Origin of the sequence: Streptomyces sp. NBC_00377 (assembly GCF_036075115.1) — a bacterium.
GTDB lineage: Bacteria > Actinomycetota > Actinomycetes > Streptomycetales > Streptomycetaceae > Streptomyces.
The window spans coordinates 6,729,749-6,752,243 of record NZ_CP107958.1 but is presented as its reverse complement, the minus strand read 5'-3'; the positions used below and the strand labels follow the sequence as shown (position 1 = coordinate 6,752,243).

Annotated in this window: 25 protein-coding genes and 1 riboswitch; of the genes, 10 read left to right on the top strand and 15 right to left on the bottom strand. The window is 71.8% G+C overall.

The window, feature by feature from the left end; translation table 11 throughout:
• Nucleotides 1–26: 26 nt before the first annotated feature.
• From metF to OHS71_RS29925, 5 genes are all read right to left on the bottom strand, one after another.
• Nucleotides 27–950, bottom strand: coding sequence for a methylenetetrahydrofolate reductase [NAD(P)H] (gene metF / locus OHS71_RS29945; protein ID WP_328482435.1), 924 nt, complete (start codon nucleotides 948–950; stop codon nucleotides 27–29).
• A gap of 149 nt (nucleotides 951–1,099) precedes the next feature.
• Nucleotides 1,100–1,747: a thiamine phosphate synthase gene (gene thiE, locus OHS71_RS29940; RefSeq protein WP_328482434.1), complete on the bottom strand. Its 648-nt coding sequence runs from the start codon at nucleotides 1,745–1,747 to the stop codon at nucleotides 1,100–1,102.
• A 71-nt stretch (nucleotides 1,748–1,818) separates the two neighbouring features.
• Complete coding sequence (locus tag OHS71_RS29935) at nucleotides 1,819–2,184, bottom strand: Rv2175c family DNA-binding protein (RefSeq protein ID WP_057580009.1); 366 nt, start codon at nucleotides 2,182–2,184, stop codon at nucleotides 1,819–1,821.
• 59 nt (nucleotides 2,185–2,243) lie between these two features.
• Nucleotides 2,244–3,446, bottom strand: a complete 1,203-nt coding sequence (locus OHS71_RS29930) for an NAD(P)/FAD-dependent oxidoreductase (RefSeq protein WP_328484689.1) — start codon at nucleotides 3,444–3,446, stop codon at nucleotides 2,244–2,246.
• Between the two features lie 77 nt (nucleotides 3,447–3,523).
• Nucleotides 3,524–3,874, bottom strand: a complete 351-nt coding sequence (locus OHS71_RS29925; protein WP_328482433.1) for a hypothetical protein — start codon at nucleotides 3,872–3,874, stop codon at nucleotides 3,524–3,526.
• Nucleotides 3,875–3,926: 52 nt separating this feature from the next.
• A riboswitch (TPP riboswitch) is annotated at nucleotides 3,927–4,038 on the top strand.
• Here OHS71_RS29925 and thiO point away from each other — a divergent pair.
• The 5 genes from thiO to OHS71_RS29900 all read left to right on the top strand — a co-directional run bounded on the left by thiO (nucleotide 4,036) and on the right by OHS71_RS29900 (nucleotide 9,225).
• Nucleotides 4,036–5,202 (top strand): glycine oxidase ThiO, encoded by a 1,167-nt coding sequence (gene thiO / locus OHS71_RS29920; protein ID WP_328482432.1) that lies wholly within the window; start codon nucleotides 4,036–4,038, stop codon nucleotides 5,200–5,202. Its footprint overlaps the riboswitch before it by 3 nt.
• 32 nt (nucleotides 5,203–5,234) lie before the next feature.
• Nucleotides 5,235–5,435 (top strand): sulfur carrier protein ThiS, encoded by a 201-nt coding sequence (gene thiS / locus OHS71_RS29915; protein WP_328484688.1) that lies wholly within the window; start codon nucleotides 5,235–5,237, stop codon nucleotides 5,433–5,435.
• A 3-nt stretch (nucleotides 5,436–5,438) separates the two neighbouring features.
• Nucleotides 5,439–6,233, top strand: a complete 795-nt coding sequence (locus OHS71_RS29910) for a thiazole synthase (protein WP_328482431.1) — start codon at nucleotides 5,439–5,441, stop codon at nucleotides 6,231–6,233.
• 138 nt (nucleotides 6,234–6,371) lie between these two features.
• Nucleotides 6,372–8,312, top strand: a complete 1,941-nt coding sequence (gene pknB, locus OHS71_RS29905; RefSeq protein WP_328482430.1) for a Stk1 family PASTA domain-containing Ser/Thr kinase — start codon at nucleotides 6,372–6,374, stop codon at nucleotides 8,310–8,312.
• A gap of 34 nt (nucleotides 8,313–8,346) precedes the next feature.
• A complete protein-coding gene (locus tag OHS71_RS29900) occupies nucleotides 8,347–9,225 on the top strand; it encodes a deoxyribonuclease IV (protein WP_328482429.1) in 879 nt (292 codons plus the stop codon).
• Between the two features lie 16 nt (nucleotides 9,226–9,241).
• Here the strand turns inward: OHS71_RS29900 and OHS71_RS29895 are convergent, their stop codons facing one another.
• Nucleotides 9,242–9,874, bottom strand: a complete 633-nt coding sequence (locus OHS71_RS29895; protein WP_328482428.1) for a sulfite oxidase-like oxidoreductase — start codon at nucleotides 9,872–9,874, stop codon at nucleotides 9,242–9,244.
• A gap of 198 nt (nucleotides 9,875–10,072) precedes the next feature.
• On the opposite strand from OHS71_RS29895, the gene bfr reads away from it, so the two are divergent.
• Nucleotides 10,073–10,552: a bacterioferritin gene (bfr, locus tag OHS71_RS29890; protein WP_328482427.1), complete on the top strand. Its 480-nt coding sequence runs from the start codon at nucleotides 10,073–10,075 to the stop codon at nucleotides 10,550–10,552.
• Nucleotides 10,553–10,560: 8 nt separating this feature from the next.
• On the opposite strand, the gene OHS71_RS29885 is transcribed toward bfr, so the two are convergent.
• Complete coding sequence (locus OHS71_RS29885) at nucleotides 10,561–10,830, bottom strand: (2Fe-2S)-binding protein (protein WP_328482426.1); 270 nt, start codon at nucleotides 10,828–10,830, stop codon at nucleotides 10,561–10,563.
• Between the two features lie 131 nt (nucleotides 10,831–10,961).
• Nucleotides 10,962–12,314 (bottom strand): class II 3-deoxy-7-phosphoheptulonate synthase, encoded by a 1,353-nt coding sequence (locus OHS71_RS29880; protein WP_328482425.1) that lies wholly within the window; start codon nucleotides 12,312–12,314, stop codon nucleotides 10,962–10,964.
• 96 nt (nucleotides 12,315–12,410) lie between these two features.
• Here OHS71_RS29880 and OHS71_RS41410 point away from each other — a divergent pair, with 96 nt between their 5' ends.
• Together OHS71_RS41410 and OHS71_RS29875 are read left to right on the top strand one after the other, a co-directional pair.
• Complete coding sequence (locus OHS71_RS41410; protein ID WP_115913573.1) at nucleotides 12,411–12,467, top strand: trp operon leader peptide; 57 nt, start codon at nucleotides 12,411–12,413, stop codon at nucleotides 12,465–12,467.
• 143 nt (nucleotides 12,468–12,610) lie between these two features.
• The gene (locus OHS71_RS29875; RefSeq protein WP_328482424.1) at nucleotides 12,611–14,503 is read left to right on the top strand and encodes an anthranilate synthase family protein; all 1,893 of its coding nucleotides are present in this window, start codon (nucleotides 12,611–12,613) and stop codon (nucleotides 14,501–14,503) included.
• Between the two features lie 44 nt (nucleotides 14,504–14,547).
• Here the strand turns inward: OHS71_RS29875 and OHS71_RS29870 are convergent, their stop codons facing one another.
• The 4 genes from OHS71_RS29870 to OHS71_RS29855 all read right to left on the bottom strand — a co-directional run bounded on the left by OHS71_RS29870 (nucleotide 14,548) and on the right by OHS71_RS29855 (nucleotide 18,417).
• Nucleotides 14,548–15,576, bottom strand: coding sequence for a 6-phosphofructokinase (locus OHS71_RS29870; RefSeq protein ID WP_328482423.1), 1,029 nt, complete (start codon nucleotides 15,574–15,576; stop codon nucleotides 14,548–14,550).
• A gap of 117 nt (nucleotides 15,577–15,693) precedes the next feature.
• Nucleotides 15,694–16,374 carry a response regulator transcription factor gene (locus OHS71_RS29865; RefSeq protein ID WP_328482422.1) on the bottom strand — a complete coding sequence of 227 codons (681 nt, stop codon included), beginning with the start codon at nucleotides 16,372–16,374 and terminating at the stop codon, nucleotides 15,694–15,696.
• Nucleotides 16,374–17,606, bottom strand: coding sequence for a MacS family sensor histidine kinase (macS, locus tag OHS71_RS29860; RefSeq protein WP_328482421.1), 1,233 nt, complete (start codon nucleotides 17,604–17,606; stop codon nucleotides 16,374–16,376). The genes OHS71_RS29865 and macS overlap by 1 nt, the downstream gene beginning before the upstream one ends.
• 52 nt (nucleotides 17,607–17,658) lie before the next feature.
• Nucleotides 17,659–18,417: a lysophospholipid acyltransferase family protein gene (locus tag OHS71_RS29855; protein ID WP_328482420.1), complete on the bottom strand. Its 759-nt coding sequence runs from the start codon at nucleotides 18,415–18,417 to the stop codon at nucleotides 17,659–17,661.
• A 159-nt stretch (nucleotides 18,418–18,576) separates the two neighbouring features.
• Between OHS71_RS29855 and OHS71_RS29850 the strand changes: the two genes are divergently transcribed.
• Together OHS71_RS29850 and OHS71_RS29845 are read left to right on the top strand one after the other, a co-directional pair.
• The gene (locus OHS71_RS29850) at nucleotides 18,577–19,356 is read left to right on the top strand and encodes an alpha/beta hydrolase (protein ID WP_328482419.1); all 780 of its coding nucleotides are present in this window, start codon (nucleotides 18,577–18,579) and stop codon (nucleotides 19,354–19,356) included.
• The gene (locus tag OHS71_RS29845; RefSeq protein WP_328482418.1) at nucleotides 19,349–19,987 is read left to right on the top strand and encodes a hypothetical protein; all 639 of its coding nucleotides are present in this window, start codon (nucleotides 19,349–19,351) and stop codon (nucleotides 19,985–19,987) included. Before OHS71_RS29850 ends, OHS71_RS29845 begins: the two co-directional genes overlap by 8 nt.
• Before the next feature lie 49 nt (nucleotides 19,988–20,036).
• Here the strand turns inward: OHS71_RS29845 and OHS71_RS29840 are convergent, their stop codons facing one another.
• From OHS71_RS29840 to OHS71_RS29830, 3 genes are all read right to left on the bottom strand, one after another.
• Nucleotides 20,037–20,807, bottom strand: coding sequence for an endonuclease/exonuclease/phosphatase family protein (locus tag OHS71_RS29840; protein WP_328482417.1), 771 nt, complete (start codon nucleotides 20,805–20,807; stop codon nucleotides 20,037–20,039).
• A 128-nt stretch (nucleotides 20,808–20,935) separates the two neighbouring features.
• A complete protein-coding gene (locus OHS71_RS29835) occupies nucleotides 20,936–21,889 on the bottom strand; it encodes an ROK family glucokinase (protein WP_328482416.1) in 954 nt (317 codons plus the stop codon).
• Between the two features lie 66 nt (nucleotides 21,890–21,955).
• Complete coding sequence (locus OHS71_RS29830) at nucleotides 21,956–22,468, bottom strand: DUF5304 domain-containing protein (RefSeq protein WP_328482415.1); 513 nt, start codon at nucleotides 22,466–22,468, stop codon at nucleotides 21,956–21,958.
• Nucleotides 22,469–22,495 lie beyond the last annotated feature (27 nt).

Sequence of the window (22,495 nt, the reverse complement as noted above, 5' to 3'; positions counted from 1 at the left end):
GTGTGTCGTAAATCGGTGCGACCGGTCTAGGCCTGCGGCGGGTGGTGCAGGCCCAGGTTCTCGTAGATTTCCAGCGTCGCCGTGGAGTTGTTGAGTGTGATGAAGTGCAGTCCGGGCACTCCCTCGGCCAGCAGCCGAGCGCAGAACTCCGTGGCGAAGTCGATGCCAATGGAGCGTACAGCGACCGGATCGTCTTTGGCTGTGAGGATCCGCTCTTTCAGGGCGGCCGGGAAGTGGGCGTTGCTGAGCTTGGGCAGGCTTTCCAGCATCTTCACACTCGTCACCGGCAGGACCTCGGGGATGACCGGAGTCACACAGCCGGCGGCCTCGACCCGGTCGCGCAGGCGCAGGTACGACTCGGGCTCGAAGAACATCTGCGTGATGGCGTAGTCGGCACCGGCCCTGCACTTGTCGACGAAGTGCGCGACGTCCGTGTCCCAGTCGCCGGAGCGCGGATGCATCTCGGGGAAGGCCGCGACACCCACGCAGAAGTCGCCCGACTCCTTGATGAGCCTGACCAGTTCGGCCGCGTAGGTGAGGCCGCTGGGGTGCGCCACCCACGCGCCCATCGGGTCGCCCGGCGGGTCACCGCGCACGGCGAGCATGTTGCGGATCCCTGCGTCGGCGTACTGGCCGATGATGTTGCGCAGCTCGGCGATGGAGTGGTTCACGGCGGTGAGGTGCGCGACCGGCGTGAGGGTGGTGTCGACGACGATCTGCTGGGTCTCCTTGACCGTGGTCGCCCGGGTGGAGCCGCCGGCGCCGTAGGTCACCGAGACGAAGTCGGGGGCGACCGCCTCGACCCTGCGCAGCGCGTTCCACAGGCTCCGCTCACCCTTGGGCGTCTTCGGCGCGTAGAACTCGAACGAGTACGTCGTCTTGCCGGTCGCCAGCATGTCCCGCACGGTGCGCGCGCGGTCCGTCCTGGTGGATGCGGTTCCTAGGGCCATACCCGCAGGTTAGTCAGGGGTGGGCGGTCCCCCAACCGGATGCGGGACATTTGCCCGGTTTGTCGACTTGTTGTCCATCCCTTGGACAGGGCTTTGGTCACTCCCCGCCCGCGGACGGGGAGAACGGGCCCGGGCCGGCCGGCGGCCGGTCACACCTCGCTCAGCCGCTTCCTGAACTCCGCCGACGCGGCGCCCGGATCGTCCGCCTCGGTGATCGCCCGGACGACGACGACCCGGCGGGCGCCCGCCGCCAGCACCTCGTCCAGGTTGCCGAGGTCGATACCGCCGATGGCGAACCACGGGCGGTCGGTGCCGAGGGAGGCGGTGTACCGGACCAGGTCCAGGCCGGGGGCGGTCCGGCCGGGCTTGGTCGGTGTGGGCCAGCACGGGCCCGTGCAGAAGTAGTCGACGCCCTCCTGGGCGGCGGCGGCCTCGGCCTCCGCCTCCGCGTGCGTGGAGCGGCCGATGAGGACGTCCTCGCCCAGGATCGCGCGCGCCGCGGGGACCGGCAGATCGCCCTGCCCGAGGTGGAGGACACCGGCGGCCGCCGCGTGCGCGACGTCCGCGCGGTCGTTCACCGCGAGCAGCTTGCCGTGCCGGGCACAGGCGTCGGCGAACACCTCGAGGTGTTCCAGCTCCTCGGCTGCCTCCATGCCCTTGTCACGCAGTTGGACGATGTCGACACCGCCCGCGAGGACCGCGTCCAGGAACTCCGGAAGGTCGCCCTGGCGGGTGCGGGCGTCCGTGCAGAGGTACAGCAGGGCGCCGGCCAGGCGGGTGCGGGCGGTGTCGGGCATACGGAATTCCCCCAGGGCGGCGTACGGGAGAGAGCGCCCCCGTACGCCGGGTGTCGGATCGAACGAGCGGGTCAGACGGCGAGCGCCTGGGCGCGGCGCTTCACCTCCGTGCCGCGATTCTCACTCAGGGCCTGCGCGGGCGTGCCGGGCAGGCTCGGGTCGGGGGTGAAGAGCCACTCGAGCATCTCTTCGTCCTTGAAGCCGTCGTCCCGCAGCAGGGTCAGGGTCCCGACCAGGCCCTTCACCACCTTGTCCCCGTCGATGAAGGCGGCGGGGACGTGCAGCGCGCGGTTCTCTCCACGGCGCACGGCGATGAGCTGGCCGTCCTTGATCAGCTGCCGGACGCGGATCACGTCGACATCGAGCATCTCCGCGATGTCGGGCACGGTGAGCCAGGCGGGGACGAGAGCATCGGTCTTTGCGTCAATCTCGGTCACGGGAACAAGCCTGCCATCTGCCGCTGACAGTCGGAAGCCGGGACGGTCCGAGCAGGGGTTCAGGCCCCGGCCGTCGCCGCCTTCATCGGCCTCGCCGGGTCCGCGAGGAGCCGCGGGTCCATGAGTGTGCCCGACTCGATCAGCCGCCTGCCCTGGGCGAGGTCGCGCGGCCGGCCCACGGCCAGCAGGGCGACCAGGCGGTCCTCGCGCAGCCAGCACACCGTCCAGGCCGGACCCGACGCGTCGCCGCGCCACAGGACGCGGTCGGCGTCGGCGTGGTGTCCGGCGTACTGGACGAAGCGGCCGAACTGCTCGGACCAGAAGTACGGGACGGGGTCGTAGACGGCCGGGGGTTCGCCGGTGGCCTCGCCGATGATGTTCGCCGCGACCGTGCGCGGACCCTGGAGGGCGTTGTCCCAGTGGTGGACGAGGAGCCGCTCGCCGTACCGGCCCGAGGGGAAGGAGGCGCAGTCGCCGACCGCGTACACGTCCGGCACGGAGGTCCGCAGCTGGGCGTCGGCCACGACCTCGCGGTGATCGCCGAGCGTGACGCCGGAGCCGGTCAGCCAGGCGGTGGCGGGGCGGGCGCCGATGCCCACCACGACGGCGCCCGCGGGCAGCCTCGAGCCGTCGTCGAGGACGACCGCGCCGGGCTCGACGCGCTCCACGCGCGTGTGGGCGCGCAGAACGATGCCGTGGTCGGCGTACCAGGCGGTCATCGGGGCGGCGACCTCGGCGGGCAGGGCCCCGGCCAGCGGCCGGTCGGCGGCCTCGACGACGGTGACCGCGCAGCCGGCCTCCCGCGCGGCCGTGGCGAACTCGGCGCCGATCCAGCCGGCGCCGACGACCACGACGTCGTGCTGCCGGGCGAGAACCGGCCGCAGCCGTTGCGCGTCGTCCAGGGTGCGCAGCAGGTGCACGCCGGGCACACCCTCCGCGCCGGGCAGCCGGACCGGCTCGGCGCCCGTGGCGAGGACGAGGACGTCGTAGGGGACGGGACCGGTCCCGGTGTCCAGTTCGTGGTCGGCGGGGCGCAGGCCGAGGACCTCGCGACCGAGCACGAGCGCGATGCCGAGGCCCTCGAAGTCGACGTCGAAGGCGGAACCCTCGGCGTTGCCGAGCAGAACGGCCTTGGACAGCGGAGGGCGGTCGTAGGGCTGGTGGGGCTCCGCGCCGATCAGCGTCACCGTGCCGTCGAAGCCCTGTTCGCGCAGGGCGACGGCGGTCTGCACCCCGGCCATGCCCGCGCCGACGACCACCACGCGCCGCCCGGACGGGCCGCCTTCTTCCTGCCTCTGCTCGCTCACCTGATCACCTTAGGTGGCTGACGAATTGTCAGTCAGCCGTCGTGCGCCGTGACCTGCTCCACAACACTGGTGCCGCTGCCCTCCTGCGACTCCCATGCCCAGGTCTCCTCCAGCCGCACCCTGCCGTCCGGGAGTCGTACGACCGTCGACACGCAGTGCCCCGAGGACGTCGTCCCGTCGTGCTTGAGCTGTACGTACCGGAAGTCGAGCCGGTCCCCCTCGCGGGTACCCACCAGATGTCCGCGTACGACGTCACCGCCCGCGTACTCCGCCCAGATCTGGCCGCCGCGTTCGTGGTAGGCGAAGCGGGTACGGGTGCCGACCTGGCCCGGCGCCTGGTCGGCGACCGGGGCGAGGACGAGGCCGTCGAGCGAGACGGGCATGAGCGGAGGCTCCCTTACTGAGGCGCGCGGCGTCCGGCTAGGGTGGCCAACCTAGAGCACTCGCGGGAGTCCGGACGCACCGGGCTGAGAGGGAGGCTGGCGGCCTCCGACCGTACGTACCTGATCCGGGTCATGCCGGCGAAGGGAGGGGCTGGACGCCCATGTCGTCTCCACGTACGTCAGACGTCCTCGTCATCGGGGGCGGGATCATCGGCCTCGTCACGGCCTGGCGGGCCGCGCAGCGCGGCTTCGCCACGGCGGTGGCCGACCCGGCGCCGGGCGGCGGGGCCGCCCAGGTGGCGGCCGGGATGCTGGCCGCCGTCACGGAACTGCACCACGGCGAGCAGACCCTGCTCGGCCTCAACCTGGCCTCCGCCCGCCGCTATCCGGACTTCGCGGCCGAGCTGACGGAGCTCACCGGGCACGACCTCGGCTACCGGCGCTGCGGCACGCTCGCGGTCGCGCTGGACTCCGACGACCGCGCCCATCTGCGCGAACTGCACGCCCTCCAGCAGCAGTCGGGGCTGGAGTCGGAATGGCTCTCCGGACGGGAGTGCCGGCGGCTGGAGCCGCTGCTCGCCCCGGGGGTGCGGGGCGGCCTGCGGGTGGACGGCGACCACCAGATCGACCCGCGGCGGCTGACGGGCGCGTTGCTGGCCGCGTGCGAGCGGGCCGGCGTGGTCTTCCACCGGGTGCGGGCCCAGCGGCTGTCCGTGGTGGGCGGGCGGGCCGCGGGGGTCGTCACGCCGGACGGTACGGCGCTGGAGGCGGGTCAGGTGGTGCTCGCCGGCGGGAGTCTGAGCGGGCGGCTCGCGGGGGTGCCGCAGGACGTGCTGCCCCCCGTGCGGCCGGTGAAGGGCCAGGTGCTGCGGCTGACCGTGCCGCCGCGGTACGCGCCGTTCCTGAGCCGGACCGTGCGGGCCGTGGTGCGCGGCAGCCAGGTCTACCTGGTCCCCAGGGAGAACGGCGAGCTGGTGGTGGGCGCGACCAGCGAGGAGCTGGGCTGGGACACGACGGTGACGGCGGGGGGCGTGTACGAGTTGCTGCGCGACGCCCATGAGCTGGTTCCGGGCATCACCGAGCTGCCGCTCACGGAGACGCGCGCGGGGCTGCGGCCCGGGACCCCGGACAACGCGCCGCTGCTCGGGCCCACGGAGCTGCCGGGGTTGTCGCTGGCCACCGGCCACTACCGCAACGGCGTACTGCTGACACCGGTGACGGGCGACGCGATGGCGCACGTCCTGGCCACCGGGGAGCTCCCGGACGAGGCCCGCCCCTTCACGCCCCGGCGCTTCGGCGCCGCCGCACTCACGGAGCAGCCCGCATGAACGCCCGAGGTGACGCCCACGGGAGCGCCCGCGTGAACGTCTCGGTCAACGGGGAGCGGCGGGAGTTCGCTCCCGGCACGGCTCTCGACACCGTCGTACGGTCGCTGACGCCGGCGCCCTCCGGGGTGGCCGCCGCGCTCAACGAGACCGTCGTCCCTCGCGCGCAGTGGCCGTCCACGGCGCTGAGCGACGGTGACCGGGTGGAAGTCCTCACCGCCGTCCAGGGAGGCTGAGTCATGGCCGACGATCCTTTCGTCCTCGGCGGCACGCCGTTCTCGTCCCGTCTGATCATGGGTACGGGAGGCGCGCCCAGCCTGGAGGTGCTGGAGCGGGCGCTGGTGGCGTCCGGGACCGAGCTGACGACGGTCGCCATGCGGCGGGTGGACCCGTCGGTGCACGGCTCAGTGCTGTCGGTGCTCGACCGGCTCGGGATCCGGGTGCTGCCGAACACGGCGGGGTGTTTCACCGCCGGGGAGGCCGTGCTGACGGCCCGGCTGGCGCGGGAGGCGCTGGGCACCGATCTGGTCAAACTGGAGGTCATCGCCGACGAGCGCACGCTGCTGCCGGACCCGATCGAGCTGCTGGAGGCGGCGGAGACGCTCGTGGACGACGGGTTCACGGTGCTGCCGTACACCAACGACGATCCGGTGCTGGCCAGGAAGCTGGAGGACGTGGGGTGCGCGGCGGTGATGCCGCTGGGCTCTCCGATCGGCTCCGGACTGGGCATCCGCAACCCGCACAACTTCCAGCTGATCGTCGAGCACGCGCGCGTGCCGGTGATTCTCGACGCGGGCGCCGGCACCGCGTCGGACGTGGCGCTGGCCATGGAGCTGGGGTGTGCGGGGGTGATGCTGGCGTCGGCGGTGACGCGGGCGCGCGATCCCGAGCGGATGGCGTCGGCCATGCGGGCGGGCGTCGAGGCGGGACGGCTGGCCCGGCTGGCCGGCCGGATCCCGCCCCGTTACTTCGCCGAGGCTTCCTCCCCCGTGGAGGGCCGGGCGGTGCTGGACCCCGAACGCCCCGCTTTCTGAGCGGCCGCCCCGTTACCGTCCGGTCTCCGGAGTGGGCCGTCGCCCGGGCCGTGGATTGCGTCACAGGTCGGCTCCAGTCCCGCTGCGATCGCGGTGGAACCGGCGGAGGTGTCAGCGGCGGCTCGTACACTCACCTGCGTGGACACGACCCTTCAGGACCCTCTGGTCGGGCAGTTGCTCGACGGCCGGTATCGCGTCGAGGCGCGCATCGCGGTCGGCGGGATGGCCACGGTCTACCGGGCCGTGGACACCCGCCTGGACCGTGTGCTCGCGCTCAAGGTGATGCACCCGGCGCTCGCCGCCGACGCGGCGTTCGTCGAGCGGTTCATCCGGGAGGCCAAGTCCGTCGCCCGGCTCGCCCACCCCAACGTCGTCCAGGTGTTCGACCAGGGTGCCGACGGGTCGTACGTCTATCTGGCCATGGAGTACATCGCCGGGTGCACTCTGCGTGATGTGCTGCGGGAGCGCGGGGCGCTTCAGCCGCGCGCCGCGCTCGACATCCTGGAGCCCGTGCTGGCCGCGCTCGGCGCGGCGCACCGGGCCGGCTTCGTGCACCGGGACATGAAGCCCGAGAACGTGCTGATAGGGGATGACGGGCGGGTCAAGGTCGCGGACTTCGGGCTGGTGCGCTCCGTCGACACCGTGACCAGCACCACCGGAGCCGTGCTCGGCACCGTCGCCTATCTCGCTCCCGAGCAGATCGAGCAGTCCGGTACCGCCGATCCCCGCGTCGACGTGTACGCGTGCGGGGTGGTGCTCCACGAGATGCTCACGGGCGAGAAACCCCACGACGGGGACTCCCCCGCGGTCGTGCTCTACAAGCACCTGCACGAGGACGTCCCCCCTCCGTCGTCCCTGGTCCCCGGGCTGCCCTTCGAACTGGACGAGCTCGTGGCGTCGGCCACCGCCCGCGATCCCGGCGCCCGGGCCTACGACGCCGTGGCGCTGCTCGGGCAGACGCTGGAAGCGCGGGCCGCGCTCACCGAGGACCAGCTGGACGCGCTGCCGCCGCAGGCCGTGTCCGCCGCGCACGACAACGCCGAGGACCGCACGAGCGTCATCCCGCGCTCGCTCACCGTGCCGCGCCCGCTGCCCGTCAACGAGGACGCCCCCTTCGGCGGCGAGGACCCGCTCAACCGCACCTCGCGGTTCCAGAGCCCGCCGCCCCTGCCGCCCCGGCGCCGTTCCGTGCGGCCCCGGCGCGGGGTGCTCGCGCTCGTCGCCGCCGTTCTGCTGGTGTTCGGTGTGGGCGCCGGTGTCTGGTACATCAACTCCGGCCAGTTCACCAGGGTCCCCGCGGTGCTGACGCAGAAGGAGGCGGAGGCCAGGTCGCGGCTGGAGGCCTCCGGGCTCCAGGTCGGCAAGGTCGAGCACAGGCACAGCGACACCGCGAAGCGCGGCACCGTCATGGACACCGACCCCGGGCCGGGCGCGCGGATCCGCAGACACGACTCCGTGACGCTCACCGTCTCCGACGGCCCGGAGATCGTGAAGGTGCCGGACGTGCAGGGTTCCCGCCTGGACAAGGCCGAGGAACTGCTGAAGTCCGACGGTCTGGAGCCGGGGCTGGTCACCGAGGCGTTCAGCGAGGACGTGCTCAAGGGCTTCGTGATCAGCACCGCCCCGGAGGCCGGCGCGCAGCGGCGGGCGGGCACCGCGGTCTCGCTCGTGGTCAGCAAGGGCAGCCCGGTCGACGTCCCGGACGTCACCGGCGAGGACCTGGCCGACGCCAGGGCCGAGCTGGAGGAGGCCGGCCTGAAGGTGAAGGTCGCCCCCGGACAGGTGACCTCCGAGTTCGACAAGGGCCAGGTGGCGGCGCAGACCCCGAAGGCGGACAGCGAGGCCGCCGACGGCGACACGGTGACGCTGACGCTGTCCAAGGGACCGGAGATGGTCGAGGTCCCGGACGTGGTCGGTGCGAGCGTCGACGACGCCAAGTCGCTCCTGAAGCAGTCCGGGTTCGAGGTCAAGGAGGACCGGGGACTGCTCGGGCTGTTCGGCGACACCGTGAAGAAGCAGTCCGTGGAGGCGGGCTCGACGGCCCCCAAGGGGTCGACGATCACGATCACCATCCGGTGACCGGGCGGTGCCCGGGGCATGACACCCTGAACGGGTGAGTTCCTCAGCCCCCTTCCCCTCCCGCAACCCGGTCGGCGGCCACGTCCCGGTGGCCGGCGGTCTGCACTCCGTGGGCATGTCGTACGCGCACGACCTGGGCGCCGAGACGGTCCAGGTGTTCGTCGCCAACCCGCGCGGCTGGGCCACTCCCGTCGGCAACCCCCGGCAGGACGAGGCGTTCCGGGAGGCGTGCGCGCAGCGGTCGGTCCCGGCGTACGTGCACGCGCCGTACCTGATCAACTTCGGCTCGCACACCGAGGCGACGGCCGAGAGGTCCGTGGAGTCGATGCGGCACTCGCTGCGTCGGGGGCGCGAGATCGGCGCGCTGGGAGTGGTCGTGCACACGGGGAGCGCGACGGGCGGGCGGGACCGGTCGGTGGCGCTGAAGCAGGTGCGCGAGTACCTGCTGCCGCTGCTGGACGAGCTGACGCACGACGACGACCCGTTCCTGCTGCTCGAGTCCACCGCCGGCCAGGGCGCCTCGCTCTGCTCCCGCACCTGGGACTTCGGGCCGTACTTCGAGGCGCTGGACGCCCATCCCAAGCTGGGCGTCTGTCTCGACACCTGCCACATCTTCGCGGCGGGGCACGATCTGACCGGCCCGGCCGGTATGCACCGGACCCTCGACCTGCTGGTGGACACGGTCGGCGAGGGCCGGCTGAAGCTGATCCACGCCAACGACTCCAAGGACGTGGTCGGCGCCCACAAGGACCGGCACGAGAACATCGGCGCCGGTCACATCGGCGAGGACCCGTTCCGGGCGTTGATGACCCATCCGGCCACCGCGGGCGTACCGCTGATCATCGAGACACCCGGCGGCAGGGAGGGGCACGCGGCGGACGTGGAGCGGCTGAAGAAGCTGCGGGACGGCTGACGCCCTGCCGCAGGCGTCAGAGTTCCGGCCCGTCCCCCGGGCCCTCCTGGTAGGAGTAGCGCTGTTCCTTCCAGGGATCGCCGACGTTGTGGTAGCCGCGCTCCTCCCAGAAGCCGCGCCGGTCGGCGGTCATGTACTCGACGCCGCGGACCCACTTGGGGCCCTTCCAGGCGTAGAGGTGGGGAACGACCAGCCGCAGCGGGAAGCCGTGTTCCGCGGTGAGCAGCTCGCCGTCCTTGTGGGTGGCGAAGATCGTGCGCTCCGCGGCGAAGTCGGCGAGCCGCAGGTTCGAACTGAACCCGTACTCGGCCCACACCATCACATGGGTGACGTTCGGGGCCGGGGGGGCGCTCTCGAGGATCGTGCGGGCCGGGATGCCGCCCCACTCGGCGCCGAGCATGCTGAACTTCGTCACGCAGTGCAGATCGGCCACGACGGACGTGTAGGGAAGGGCCGTGAACTCGTCGTGGTTCCAGCAGCGCTTCTCGCCGTCGGCGGTGGCGCCGAAGACCCGGAACTCCCAGCGTTCGGGCCGGAACCTGGGCACCGGACCGTAGTGCGTGACGGGCCAGCCCCGCTGGAGTCGCTGTCCCGGCGGAAGCTCGGACACTGCTTCTTCCCCAGATTCACGCTCCACCGGATGCCCCATGACTCCATCCTGACAGACCCCGGACGGTGCACATGACCAGCCATGACCGGGCATATCCCGAATCGGGCAACTGCTACTAAGCATGCACTAACTTACTAAGTACGCACTTACTGGACGATCTTCGACACCGGTGCAATCATTCGGCGGCAGCCTCCCCGATTCCTCACCCCGATTCCCCACGTGGAAGGAGCCTCTGCGATGCAGGGCGACCCCGAGGTCATCGAGTTCCTCAACGAGCAGCTCACCGGCGAGCTCACCGCGATCAACCAGTACTTCCTGCACGCCAAGATGCAGGAGAACTTCGGCTGGACGAAGCTCGCCAAGTACACGCGGCACGAGTCGTTCGACGAGATGAAGCACGCCGAGGTGCTCACCGACCGGATCCTGTTCCTGGAGGGGCTGCCGAACTACCAGCGGCTGTTCCACGTGCGCGTCGGGCAGACGGTCAGGGAGATGTTCGAGGCCGACCGGCAGGTCGAGGTGGAGGCGATCGACCGTCTGAGGCGCGGCATCAAGGTGATGCGCGAAAAGGGCGACATCACGTCCGCGAACATCTTCGAGTCGATCCTCGCGGACGAGGAGCACCACATCGACTACCTGGACACCCAGCTGGAACTGCTGGAGAAGCTCGGCGAGGCGCTGTACCTCGCGCAGCTGATCGAGCAGCCGGAGAGCTGAAGCTCCGCCTAGGCCGCTTCCCCGAGTTCCTCGGGTCCTTCGAGTTCCTCGAATCCGTCCGTGCCGGTGAGTCCGGCGAGGACCGGCCGACCCCGGTCGGCGGTGCCCCGGCGCGGCAGCGCGCCCCGGCCGAGAATCGCCTGGATCCGGCGGACGCACGACCCGCAGTCCGTGCCCGCCTTGCAGGCGGAGGCTATCTGGCGGGGTGTGCAGGCGCCGTCGTCCGCATGCTGCTGGACCTGCGCCTCGGTCACGCCGAAGCAGCTGCACACGAACACGCACTCACCTCCCGCCGAGATCAATAAGGCTAACCTAACCTTACCCGGCACTCAGTGTCGACAAAAGTGGAGTGGGGCGCGGATCGTATGTGATCCGCGCCCCACTGCCATGCCGCTGCCCTGCCCGACGGTTACTGGTCGCGGTACATCTCGGCGACGAGGAAGGCCAGGTCCAGGGACTGGCTGCGGTTCAGCCGGGGGTCGCAGGCCGTCTCGTAGCGCTGGTGGAGGTCGTCGACGAAGATCTCGTCGCCGCCGCCCACGCACTCGGTGACATCGTCACCGGTCAGCTCGACATGGATGCCGCCCGGGTGGGTGCCGAGACCCTTGTGGACCTCGAAGAAGCCCTTGACCTCGTCGAGCACGTCGTCGAACCGGCGGGTCTTGTGACCCGAGGCCGCCTCGTAGGTGTTGCCGTGCATCGGGTCGGTGATCCAGGCCACGGTCGCGCCCGAGGCGCTGACCTTCTCGACCAGCTCGGGCAGCTTGTCGCGGACCTTGTCGGCGCCCATACGGACGATGAAGGTCAGCCGGCCCGGCTCACGGTCGGGGTCCAGGCGCTCGATGTACTGGAGCGCCTCCTCGGCCGTGGTCGTCGGGCCGAGCTTGATGCCGATCGGGTTGCGGATCTTCGAGGCGAACTCGATGTGCGCGTGATCCAGCTGCCGGGTGCGCTCACCGATCCACACCATGTGCGCCGAGACGTCGTACAGCCGCCCGGTACGGGAGTCGACCCTGGTCAGGGCGGACTCGTAGTCGAGCAGCAGCGCCTCGTGCGAGGAGAAGAACTCGACGGTCCTGAACTCCTCCGGGTCGGCCCCGCAGGCGTGCATGAAGTTCAGCGCCTGGTCGATCTCACGGGCGAGCTGCTCGTAGCGCTGGCCGGACGGGGACGACTTCACGAAGTCCTGGTTCCAGGCGTGCACCTGACGCAGGTCGGCGTAGCCGCCGGTGGTGAAGGCGCGCACCAGGTTGAGCGTGGAGGCGGAGGCGTTGTACATCCGCTTCAGCCGCTCGGGGTCCGGGATGCGGGACTTCTCATCGAAGTCGAAGCCGTTGACCGAGTCGCCGCGGTACGTCGGCAGGGTCACGCCGTCACGGGTCTCGGTGCCCTTGGAGCGCGGCTTGGAGTACTGGCCGGCGATCCGGCCGACCTTGACGACCGGCACCGAGGCCGCGTACGTCAGCACGGCGCCCATCTGGAGCAGGGTCTTCAGCTTGTTGCGGATGTGATCTGCGGACACGCCGTCGAAGGCCTCGGCACAGTCGCCGCCCTGGAGCAGGAACGCCTCTCCCTTGGCGACGGCCGCCATCCGGGCGCGCAGCTGGTCGCACTCGCCCGCGAAGACGAGCGGCGGATACGACTCGAGGTCCGCGATCACTGCGCGCAGAGCCTCGGTGTCGGGGTACTCGGGCTGCTGCGCCGCGGGCAGGTCTCGCCAGGTGTTGCCAGCGCTCGCGCTGGTCTTCGCGTTCACGGTCACGCCCTCAACATTACGGGGTCGTGTCGAGTCGTTTTCTCCCGGCTCGACAGGTGAGACGCCCTCCCGCTCAGGTGCGCGTGGGGTAGGGTGCGTCGCATGTTCGCGCTTTCGATCCAGAACTGGTGGTGGACCGCTCATCCGGCGGCCCACTGAACTGCGCGTACGCAAGACTTCGCGAAGGCCGCCCGAGGGGCGGCCTTCGGCGTTTCCGGGGCCGTTCCTCACCGAGACCGATACCCGCTCCGACACCGACAGGCGTCGGTCGGCATCGGTCGCATCGACGGAAGAGGAATCCCATGGACCTGGCACGGCTGCTCCACGACGACCGCCCCTTCGCCCTGCTCCGCCGCCGCACCCCCGGCCATGACGCGGACACGGTGGAGGTCCTGCTCGGTCCGGTCGCCACGTACGACCGGCTCGCCGAGCTCCCCGGGGAGGGCCTGGCCCTCGTCCCCTTCCGGCAGATCCGCGAGCGCGGCTTCGACGTCCGCGACGACGGCACGCCCCTGACGGTGCTGATCCCGCAGGAGACGCACGTCCTGCCGCTGGCGGACGCCGTCGACCGGCTCCCGGCCCACGACGTGCGCGTCGAGGACGGTGGCTTCGACGTGCCCGACGAGCGTTACGCGGAGATCGTCGGACGGGTGCTGCGGGACGAGATCGGGCGGGGCGAGGGCGCCAACTTCGTGATCCGCCGGACGTACGAGGGGCGGATCCCCGGCTTCGGCCGGGCCGACGCGCTGGCCCTCTTCCGGCGGCTGCTCGAGGGCGAGCGGGGCGCCTACTGGACGTTCGTCGTGCACACCGGGGACCGGACCCTGGTGGGCGCCAGCCCGGAGGTCCATGTGCGGATGTCCGGCGGCACGGTCGTGATGAACCCCATCAGCGGGACGTACCGGTATCCGGCCGAGGGGCCGACACCCGAGCTTCTGCTGGACTTCCTCGCCGACGACAAGGAGGTCGAGGAGCTGTCGATGGTCGTCGACGAGGAGCTCAAGATGATGTGCACCGTCGGCGACATGGGCGGGGTGGTGATCGGCCCCCGGCTGAAGGAGATGGCTCATCTCGCGCACACCGAGTACGAGCTGCGCGGCAGATCCTCGCTGGACGTGCGGGAGGTCCTGAAGGAGACCATGTTCGCGGCGACCGTCACCGGCTCTCCGGTACAGAACGCCTGCCGGGTCATCGAGCGCCACGAGGTCGGCGGGCGGGGCTACTACGCCGGTGCGCTGGCTCTGCTGGGCAGGGACTCGGGCGGTGCGCAGACCCTCGACTCCCCGATCCTGATCCGCACCGCCGACATCGACGCGGCCGGGCGGCTGCGGGTGCCGGTCGGCGCCACCCTCGTACGGGGTTCGGATCCGGCGGGGGAGGTCGCGGAGACGCACGCGAAGGCGGCGGGCGTGCTGGCCGCGCTCGGTGTACGGCCGGGCAGGCCCCGCACGGAGGGCGCGCGGCCCCGGCTGGCCGACGACCCCCGGGTGCGGGAGGCGCTGGACGGGCGCCGGGCCTCGCTGGCGCCGTTCTGGCTGCGGATGCAGGAGCGGACCGGGGAGCTGACCGGTCACGCGCTCGTCGTCGACGGCGAGGACACCTTCACCGCGATGCTCGCGCACGTACTGCGGTCGATCGGCCTCGAGGTGGGCGTGCGGCGCTACGACGAGCCCGGGCTGACGGAGTCGGTGCTCGCGCACGAGGGGCCCGTGGTGCTGGGCCCCGGCCCCGGTGACCCGTGCGACCTGTCCGATCCCAAGATGCGGCTGCTGCGGGAGCTGACCGCGCGGGTGGTCCGGGAGCACCGGCACGGTGTCCTCGGGGTCTGCCTCGGGCACGAGCTGATCGCGGCGGAGCTGGGGCTGGACATCGTCCGCAAGGAGGTGCCGTACCAGGGGGCGCAGACGACCGTTGACCTGTTCGGGCGCCAGGAGACCGTCGGGTTCTACAACAGCTTCGTGGCGCGGTGCGACGACGAGGCGCTGCGGGAGCTGGCCGCGCACGGGGTGGAGGTGAGCCGGGCCGCGAACGGCGAGGTGCACGCGCTGCGCGGGCCGCGTCGTGCGGAGGGCGCGCCGATGAACGCCGTCGCCGGGGTCCAGTTCCATCCCGAGTCGGTGCTGACGCTGAACGGGCCGTCCGTGGTGCGGGAGTTGGTGGCCCGGGTGTGCGCCGAGCCCCGGCCGGCCCGTTAGCGGTCCGCCGAGCCGCCGGCGGGGCGCCGGCCCGTCGGCGTCCGTCAGCCGAAGAACACCCCGACCTCCGAGTACAGCGCCGGGTCCACCGTCTTCAGTCTGGCGGTGGCCTCGGCGATCGGTACCCGGACGATGTCCGTGCCGCGCAGGGCGACCATCGTGCCGTAGTCGCCCTCGTGGACGGCGTCGATGGCGTGCAGGCCGAAGCGGGTGGCGAGCCAGCGGTCGAAGGCGCTCGGGGTGCCGCCTCGCTGCACATGGCCGAGGACCGTCGTACGGGCCTCCTTCCCCGTCCGCCGCTCGATCTCCTTGGCGAGCCACTCGCCGACGCCGGACAGCCGGACGTGTCCGAAGGAGTCCAGCGAGCCGTCCTTCAGCACCACGTCGCCGTCCCTGGGCATGGCGCCCTCGGCGACCACCACGATCGGCGCGTACGAGGCCCGGAAACGGGAGGTCACCCAGGCACAGACCTGCTCGATGTCGAAGCGCTGCTCGGGGATGAGGATGACGTTGGCGCCGCCGGCCAGGCCCGAGTGCAGGGCGATCCAGCCCGCGTGACGGCCCATCACCTCGACGACCAGGACCCGCATGTGCGACTCGGCGGTGGTGTGCAGCCGGTCGATGGCCTCGGTCGCGATGCCCACGGCGGTGTCGAAGCCGAAGGTGTAGTCGGTGGCGGACAGGTCGTTGTCTATGGTCTTCGGCACGCCGACACAGGGCACCCGGTACTCGTCGCTGAGGCGGGCGGCGACCCCGAGGGTGTCCTCGCCGCCGATGGTGATCAGGGCCTCGACCCGCTGCCGGGCGAGGGTGTCCTTGATGCGGCGGATGCCGTCCTCTTCCTTGAGGGGGTTGGTCCGCGAGGAGCCGAGGATCGTGCCGCCGCGGGGCAGGATGCCGCGTACGGCGGGGATGTCGAGGCGGATGGACCTCCCTTCCAGGGGACCCCGCCAGCCGTCCCGGAACCCGACGAAGTCATGGCCGTACTCCTGGACGCCCTTGCGGACGACCGCCCGGATGACGGCGTTCAGGCCGGGGCAGTCCCCGCCTCCGGTCAGTACTCCGACGCGCATGGAAGTGTCCCTTCGCCGCGGTTGGCCGACGAAGGTCACGGTAATGGTGATCCAGGTCACACAGATATGGCCCGACGGGTTCAATTCCGGTGGATAAGCCGGTGGTTGGCCGCCGCGTCACTCGTCGTCGAGGCCGCGCTCTATCGCGTACCGGACCAGTTCCACCCTGTTGTGCAGCTGGAGCTTGCCGAGGGTGTTCTGGACGTGGTTCTGGACCGTGCGGTGGGAGATGACCAGGCGTTCGGCGATCTGCTTGTAGCTCAGGCCCTTGGCGACCAGACGCAGCACCTCGGTCTCCCGGTCGGTCAGCCGCGGCGCGTTCGGCTCGTCGCCGCCGCCGGCGGCGGGGCCGGGATCGGAGGCCAGCCGGCGGTACTCGCCGAGGACCAGTCCGGCCAGGCCGGGGGTGAACACCGGGTCGCCGACGGCCGTGGAGCGCACCGCGTCCAGCAGTTCCTCCGTGGACGCCGACTTCAGCAGGTAGCCGGTCGCGCCGGACTTCACCGCCTCCAGCACGTCGGCGTGCTCACCGCTCGCGGACAGCACCAGGACCCGCAGGGCCGGGTTCGCGGCGACGACCTCCTTGCAGACCTGGACGCCGGGCTTGGCCGGCAGGTTCAGGTCCAGCACCAGCACGTCGGGCGTGGTGGCCCTGGCCCGGCGTACGGCCTGTTCGCCGTCGCCCGCCGTGGCGACCACCTCGAGACCGGCCTCGGCCAGGTCCCGGGCGACCGCGTCGCGCCACATGGGGTGGTCGTCGACCACCATGACCCTGATCGGATCCTGTCGCCTGCTCATCACTGTCCCGCCTTCCCCCGCCGCACGTTCTTCTCCGCCTTCTGCTTCGGCACCGTCAGCTCCACCTCGGTGCCCTGCCCCGGGGTGGAGATCAGCTCGGCGCTGCCGCCGAGGTCGCGCAGCCGGCCCCGGATCGACTGCGCGACCCCGAGCCGTCCTTCGCCCTCCGCCTGCGCGAGCCGCCCCTCGGCGATGCCGGGCCCGTCGTCCCGCACGGTGACGACCACCTCGTCGGGCTCGTCCTCGACCAGGATCCAGGCCCGGGCGTCCGCCCCGGCGTGCCGGTGCACATTGTCCAGGGCCGCCCCGACCGCCGCGGCCAGCTCCTTCGCGGCGGGCCCGGGCAGCAGGACCGGGGCGCCCGGCTCGGCGAGGTTGACCCGGGCGGCGGCGAAGGGGGCCAGCAGCGAGCGCAGGTCGACCGGACCCGTCTCCTGCGCGGGCTCCTCCACCACCCGCACGACGGCGCCCTCGGCCACGTCCTGCGACACCCGGGAGACGGGCACGAGACCGCCGGCCACCAGGGTGCGCAGCGCGACCTCCTGCTCCCCCGCCATGCGGCCCAGTTCGGCCGCCTCGCCTCCGATGACCGCGCCGCGCCGCTGCACCATCGCCAGCACCTGGAGCACCCCGTCGTGGATGTCCCGGGCGAGCCGCTCCCGCTCCCGGGTGGCGGCCTCGATCTCCAGCGCGCGGGCGAGGGTGCGCTCGGAGGCGCGGGCGACCTCGACGACGTAGCCGATGGCGATGGAGGCGACCCAGACGAGGATCACGTTGTGGACGGTGTCGCGGGCCGGGGTTCCGCGCTCGACCAGGTTGACGACCGCGACAGCCGTGGACGCGAAGGCCGCCCAGCGCCAGCCGCCCTTGATGGCGAACGCCAGGACCGAACCGGCGGTCCATATCGACGGCAGCGTCGGGCCGCCCGACTGGATGCGTTCGGGTGCGTCCGCGACGGTCGTGAGCATGATCCCGGTGAGCGCCACGGTGAGGTCGGCGGCGAGGAAGCGCTTGGTGCAGCTCGCCGCGTTCGCGACCTTGGGCAGCGTGGCCACCGTCCACACGAACAGGACGCAGTAGTAGGCGACCGCGACCCAGGGCCGGGCGAACCCGTCGTAGGCGGTGGCGAAGAACCCCACCGCGTAGAGCATCGTGAGCACCCGGTAACCGGCGAGCGCACGCCACAGCGGCAGCTCGACCGACATCCTGATGACTCTCTCGCGTCCGGCCATCCGTTCCCCGCCCCCCGGCCCCGACCACTGGCCCCCGACCACCGACCCGCGACTACTGGTCCGGGTCCTTCTTCGTCCGGTCCTTCTCGGCCTGCGCGAGCGCCGCCTTCGCGGACCTCTCCGCTTCCTTCTCGGCCTTCGCCGCCTCCGCGATCTGCCGCTTGGCGGCGGTCGCGTACATGTCGACGTACTCCTGGCCGGAGAGCTTCATGATCTCGTACATGACCTCGTCGGTCAGGGCGCGCAGCACGAAGCGGTCGTGTTCCATGCCCTGGTACCGGGCGAAGTCCAGCGGTTCGCCGATGCGGATGCCGGGCCGCATGACCTTCGGCAGGACCTTCCCCGGCGGCTGGATCTTCTCGGTGTCGATCATCGCGACCGGGATCACCGGAGCGCCGGTGGCGAGCGCCACGCGCGCGAGGCCGCCCGGTTTCCCGCGGTAGAGCCGGCCGTCGGGCGAGCGCGTGCCCTCCGGGTAGATGCCGAACAGCTCGCCCCGCTCCAGTACCTCGATGCCGCTGCGGACCGCGGCCTCGCCGGCCCCGCGGCCGCCGGAGCGGTCCACCGGGAGCTGGCCGACGCCCTTGAAGAAGGCGGCCGTCAGCCGGCCCTTCACCCCGGGCGTCGTGAAGTACTCGGCCTTCGCGATGAAGGTGACCTTGCGGTCGAGGACCGCGGGCAGGAAGAACGAGTCCGAGAAGGACAGGTGGTTGCTCGCCAGGATCGCGGGGCCCTCGGCGGGAATGTTCTCGAGGCCTTCCACCCAGGGCCTGAAGGTGACCTTCAGCGGTCCCCCGATAGCGACCTTCATCGCGCCGTACAACAAGCGAGTGCCTCCTGTTTGTGTCGCTCAGACCTTAACCCGGAGTGGCCGCAAAGGATCCGACGACCCTGGTCGGTGTCAGTGCGGTCGCGTACGGTGAAGCACACGTCCCTCCCACGAAGAACAGACGAAGACAGGAGACCGAAGGTGCCGGTCCTTCCTGGAGCCGAGCCGTACCGCCACGAGGGCGGAGAGGTCGGGGTGCTCCTCTGTCACGGCTTCACCGGTTCCCCGCAGTCGCTGCGCCCGTGGGCCCGGTACCTGGCCGGGCAGGGTCTGACCGTCTCCCTTCCGCTGCTGCCGGGCCACGGCACCCACTGGACGGACATGGCGCCGACCGGCTGGCAGGACTGGTACGCGGAGGTGGACCGCGAGCTGCGCACGCTGCGCGACCGCTGCGCGCGGGTGTTCGTGGCCGGTCTTTCCATGGGCGGCGCGCTGGCCCTGCGGCTCGCCGCGAAGCACGGTGAGGGAGTGGAGGGCGTCATCGTCGTCAACCCGGCGAACAAGGTGCACGGCCTGTCCGCGTACGCCCTTCCGGTGGCCCGCCACCTCGTCAGGACCACGAAGGGCATCACCAGCGACATCGCGAGGGCGGGTGTGCTGGAGAGCGGGTACGACCGGGTACCGCTGCACTCGGCGCACTCCCTGCGGACCTTCCTCCGGCTTGTCGACGGCGAGCTGCCGCAGGTCACCCAGCCGCTGCTGCTTCTGCACAGCGTCCAGGACCATGTCGTGCCGCCGGCCGACCCGGCCCGGATCCTCGGCCGGGTGTCCTCGACGGACGTGACCGAGATCCTGCTGGAACAGAGCTACCACGTGGCAACGTTGGACCACGATGCGGACCGGATCTTCGAGGAGAGCTACGCGTTCATCGCCCGGATCGCGCCCAGTGTCGGCAAGGAAGGGACGGCCGTAGGTGGCTGAGCACGACTCCGACCGTGAGGACCGGGAGAACCGGGACGAGCGGGACGGCGCGGGGGGTCTGGAGGGCCGCGAGCCGGAGGAGCAGAGCGTGCCCTTCGACGAGGACGCCGCGTGGGCGGCGATCGTCGCGGGGTACGGCGAGGAGCCGGCCGACCCGCCGGGCTCCAAGCCGTTCAAGTCGGTCGAGGACCTGGCGCTGCTCGAGGTCGAGCCGAACGACGACGAGTCGGGGACACCGTCCGCCGAGGAGCCCGCGCGGGATCCCGGCGAGGAGAAGAAACCGGCCAAGCCGCTGGGCAGCTCGATCGCCTTCGCGCCCGGTGTCGGCCCCCGCGACCACACGGCGCCCGAGCCGGCGGAGGACGACTTCGACGCGGACGACGAGGGTCACTTCGTCCCGCCGGAGCCGCCCCCGCTGCCCGACGCCGACACCACGGCCAAGTTCGCCTGGCTCGGGGTGATCGGCGGCCCGTTGCTGCTCCTGCTCGCGGTCCTGCTGGGCTGGGAGATGACGTGGTGGCTGTCGACCGTCGGCATCGGCGGCTTCCTCGGCGGTTTCGCCACGCTGGTGATGCGGATGCGCACCGACGACGAGGAGGACGGGGACCCGGGGCGGGGAGCGGTCGTCTGACGCACGGGCCTCCGGGCCGTCGCGCCCGGCCCCGTCCGACGGGCGGGGTTCAGGCTGCGGGCACGCGCACCGCGGCCAGTACGGGCAGGTGATCGGTGGCCGCGCGCAGATCGGCGTCGGTCACTCCGGGAAGCCCGACCGGCACGCCGCAGCCCAGCACCTCCACGCCCTTCGTCACGAAGATGCCGTCGATGCGGCGGTCCGGAGCGCCGGCGGGGAAGGTGTGCTCGGCGCCCCAGGGCGCGGTGGTGCGGCAGTCCTGGAGTACCGAGGTCAGACGGCTGAAGGTGCGTCCGCCGGGGGGCTCGTTGATGTCGCCGCCCGCGATCGCGTGCGTGACGCCCATCCCGGCGAGCCGGTCGAGCAGCATCCCCGCCTGTTCGTAGCGCTCGGTGGCGGTCAGGCCGAGGTGGCAGGCGGCCACACCCAGCCGGGCGCCCGCGAAGCGGACCACGGCGGTCGCGAGTCCCCTGCGGAACTGGCCGGGGGTGAGCGGCAGCAGGACGTCCTCGGTGCGTTCGACGGTCGCCCGCAGCGAGCACAGGACGGCGGGTCCCGCCGCCGTGCCCCCACCGGTGAGGATCACCTGACCCGAGGCGGCCGCGAGCCGGGCGAGCTTCTTGCGCCAGCGGAAGAAGATCGGGGCTTCCTGGACGAGGACCAGGTCGGGCGCGCAGGCCGTGATGACCCGGGCGAGGGCGTCGGTGTCGTCCCGCATGGAGCGGATGTTGTAGCTGAGGACCCGGAGGACGGCCGAACCGTCGGGCTCGGTGCGGGAGTCGGGAAGCGGCGAGGTCGTCGGCAGCGAGGTCGTCGGCATAGCGATCAAGATACGCCGTCCCGTCCCGTACGTCCGGAAAAGCGAACGGGGGCCGCGAGCAGCCCCCGCGTTGACGCAGATGTGCGGTACGACAGGCCGGACGGCATGCGCTACGGCATGCCGCGCGACTACATGATCGGGTCGGGCTCTCTCGCCAGGTCCGCCGCCCCCACCAGGCCCGCCTTGTTGCCCAGCTGGGCCGCGATGACGTCGGCCACCGGGCGCCAGTTGCCGCCGACCAGCCAGCGCTTGTAGGACTTGCGGATCGGGTCGAGGACCAGCTCGCCCTCGTCGGAGAGACCGCCGCCGACGATGAAGGCGGAGGGGTCGAAGAGGGAGGCGAGGTCGGCGAGACCCGCGCCGGCCCAGCGGGCCAGCTCGCGGTAGGAGTCGACCGCGACCGGGTCGCCCTGCCGGGCGGCCATGGAGATGTGCTTGCCCTCGATGCCGTCGGGGCTGCCGTCGCCCAGGCCGAGCAGGATCTCGGCGTTCTCCGGGGTGGCGTTGGCGCGCTGCTTGGCGTAGCGCACCAGGGCGCGTCCCGAGGCGTACTGCTCCCAGCAGCCCTGCGAGCCGCAGCCGCACAGCAGACCGTCCGGCACCATGCGGATGTGGCCGAACTCGGCGGCCACCCCGAAGTGACCGCGGCGCAGCTTGTTGCCGATGATGATGCCGCCGCCGAGGCCGGTGCCGAGTGTGATGCAGATGACGTTGCGGTGGCCCTTGCCGGCGCCGAACTTGTACTCGCCCCACGCGGCGGCGTTGGCGTCGTTCTCCACCACGACCGGGAGACCCACGCGGGCCTCGACCTCGTCCTTCAGCGGCTCCTGGCGCCAGTCGATGTTGGGCGCGAAGTACACCGTGGAGCGCTGCCGGTTGACGTAGCCGGCGGCGCCGATGCCCACACCGACGATGTCGTGCCCCACACGCGCGCCGTCGACGGCGGCGGCGATGGCGTCCACGATGGCCTCGGGCGTGCCCGGGGTCGGCACCTGGTGGGTCGACAGGATGTTGCCTTCCTCATCGACCACGCCGGCCGCGATCTTCGTGCCGCCGATGTCGACGCCGATGGTGAGTCCCATGAATCCCTCAGTTTCGGTCGAGCCCCGCTACGGCAACCGTACCCGAGGCCCTGCCCCCCGAGAGCTTCAGTCCAAGTCGATGCGCTGGCCGGGACCGGTGTCGTCGCCGTCGCGGCCCGGGTCGCGGGGGGTGGCGCCCGGGTCGTTCGCCCCGGCCGTCCAGCGTCGTTCCTGGGTCTGGACGGCGGAGCGGTAGGCGGCGAGCAGTTCGGTGCCGGCTGCCGCGAGGTGGTCGAAGACGTCCGGGTTGCGCTCGATGACGGGCTCCACGGCGGCCTTGGCCTGCTGGACGACCTGCCGGACCACCTGCTGGGCGGCGGGTCCGGCGACCGCCCCCAGCAGCGGGGACTGGATCGAGGACAGCTTGTCGCCGACGGCGTCGACGAGCTTGCGCAGTTCCTCGGCGGCCGAGCCCGGGGGCCGGTCGTCCCGGACGCGGCGGCGGGCCTTCTCCGCCGCCAGGTCCTCCGCGGCGGCGGTGGCCCAGGCGTCGGCGTCGGTCGCGCGGGGCTGCTCGTCGAAGCCTGCTGTCCCGGCGGGCTCCCCGGCGGCGTCGGGCGTGGGGCGCTCTTCGCTCATGGCGGACTCCTGATGACTCCTGGTCGA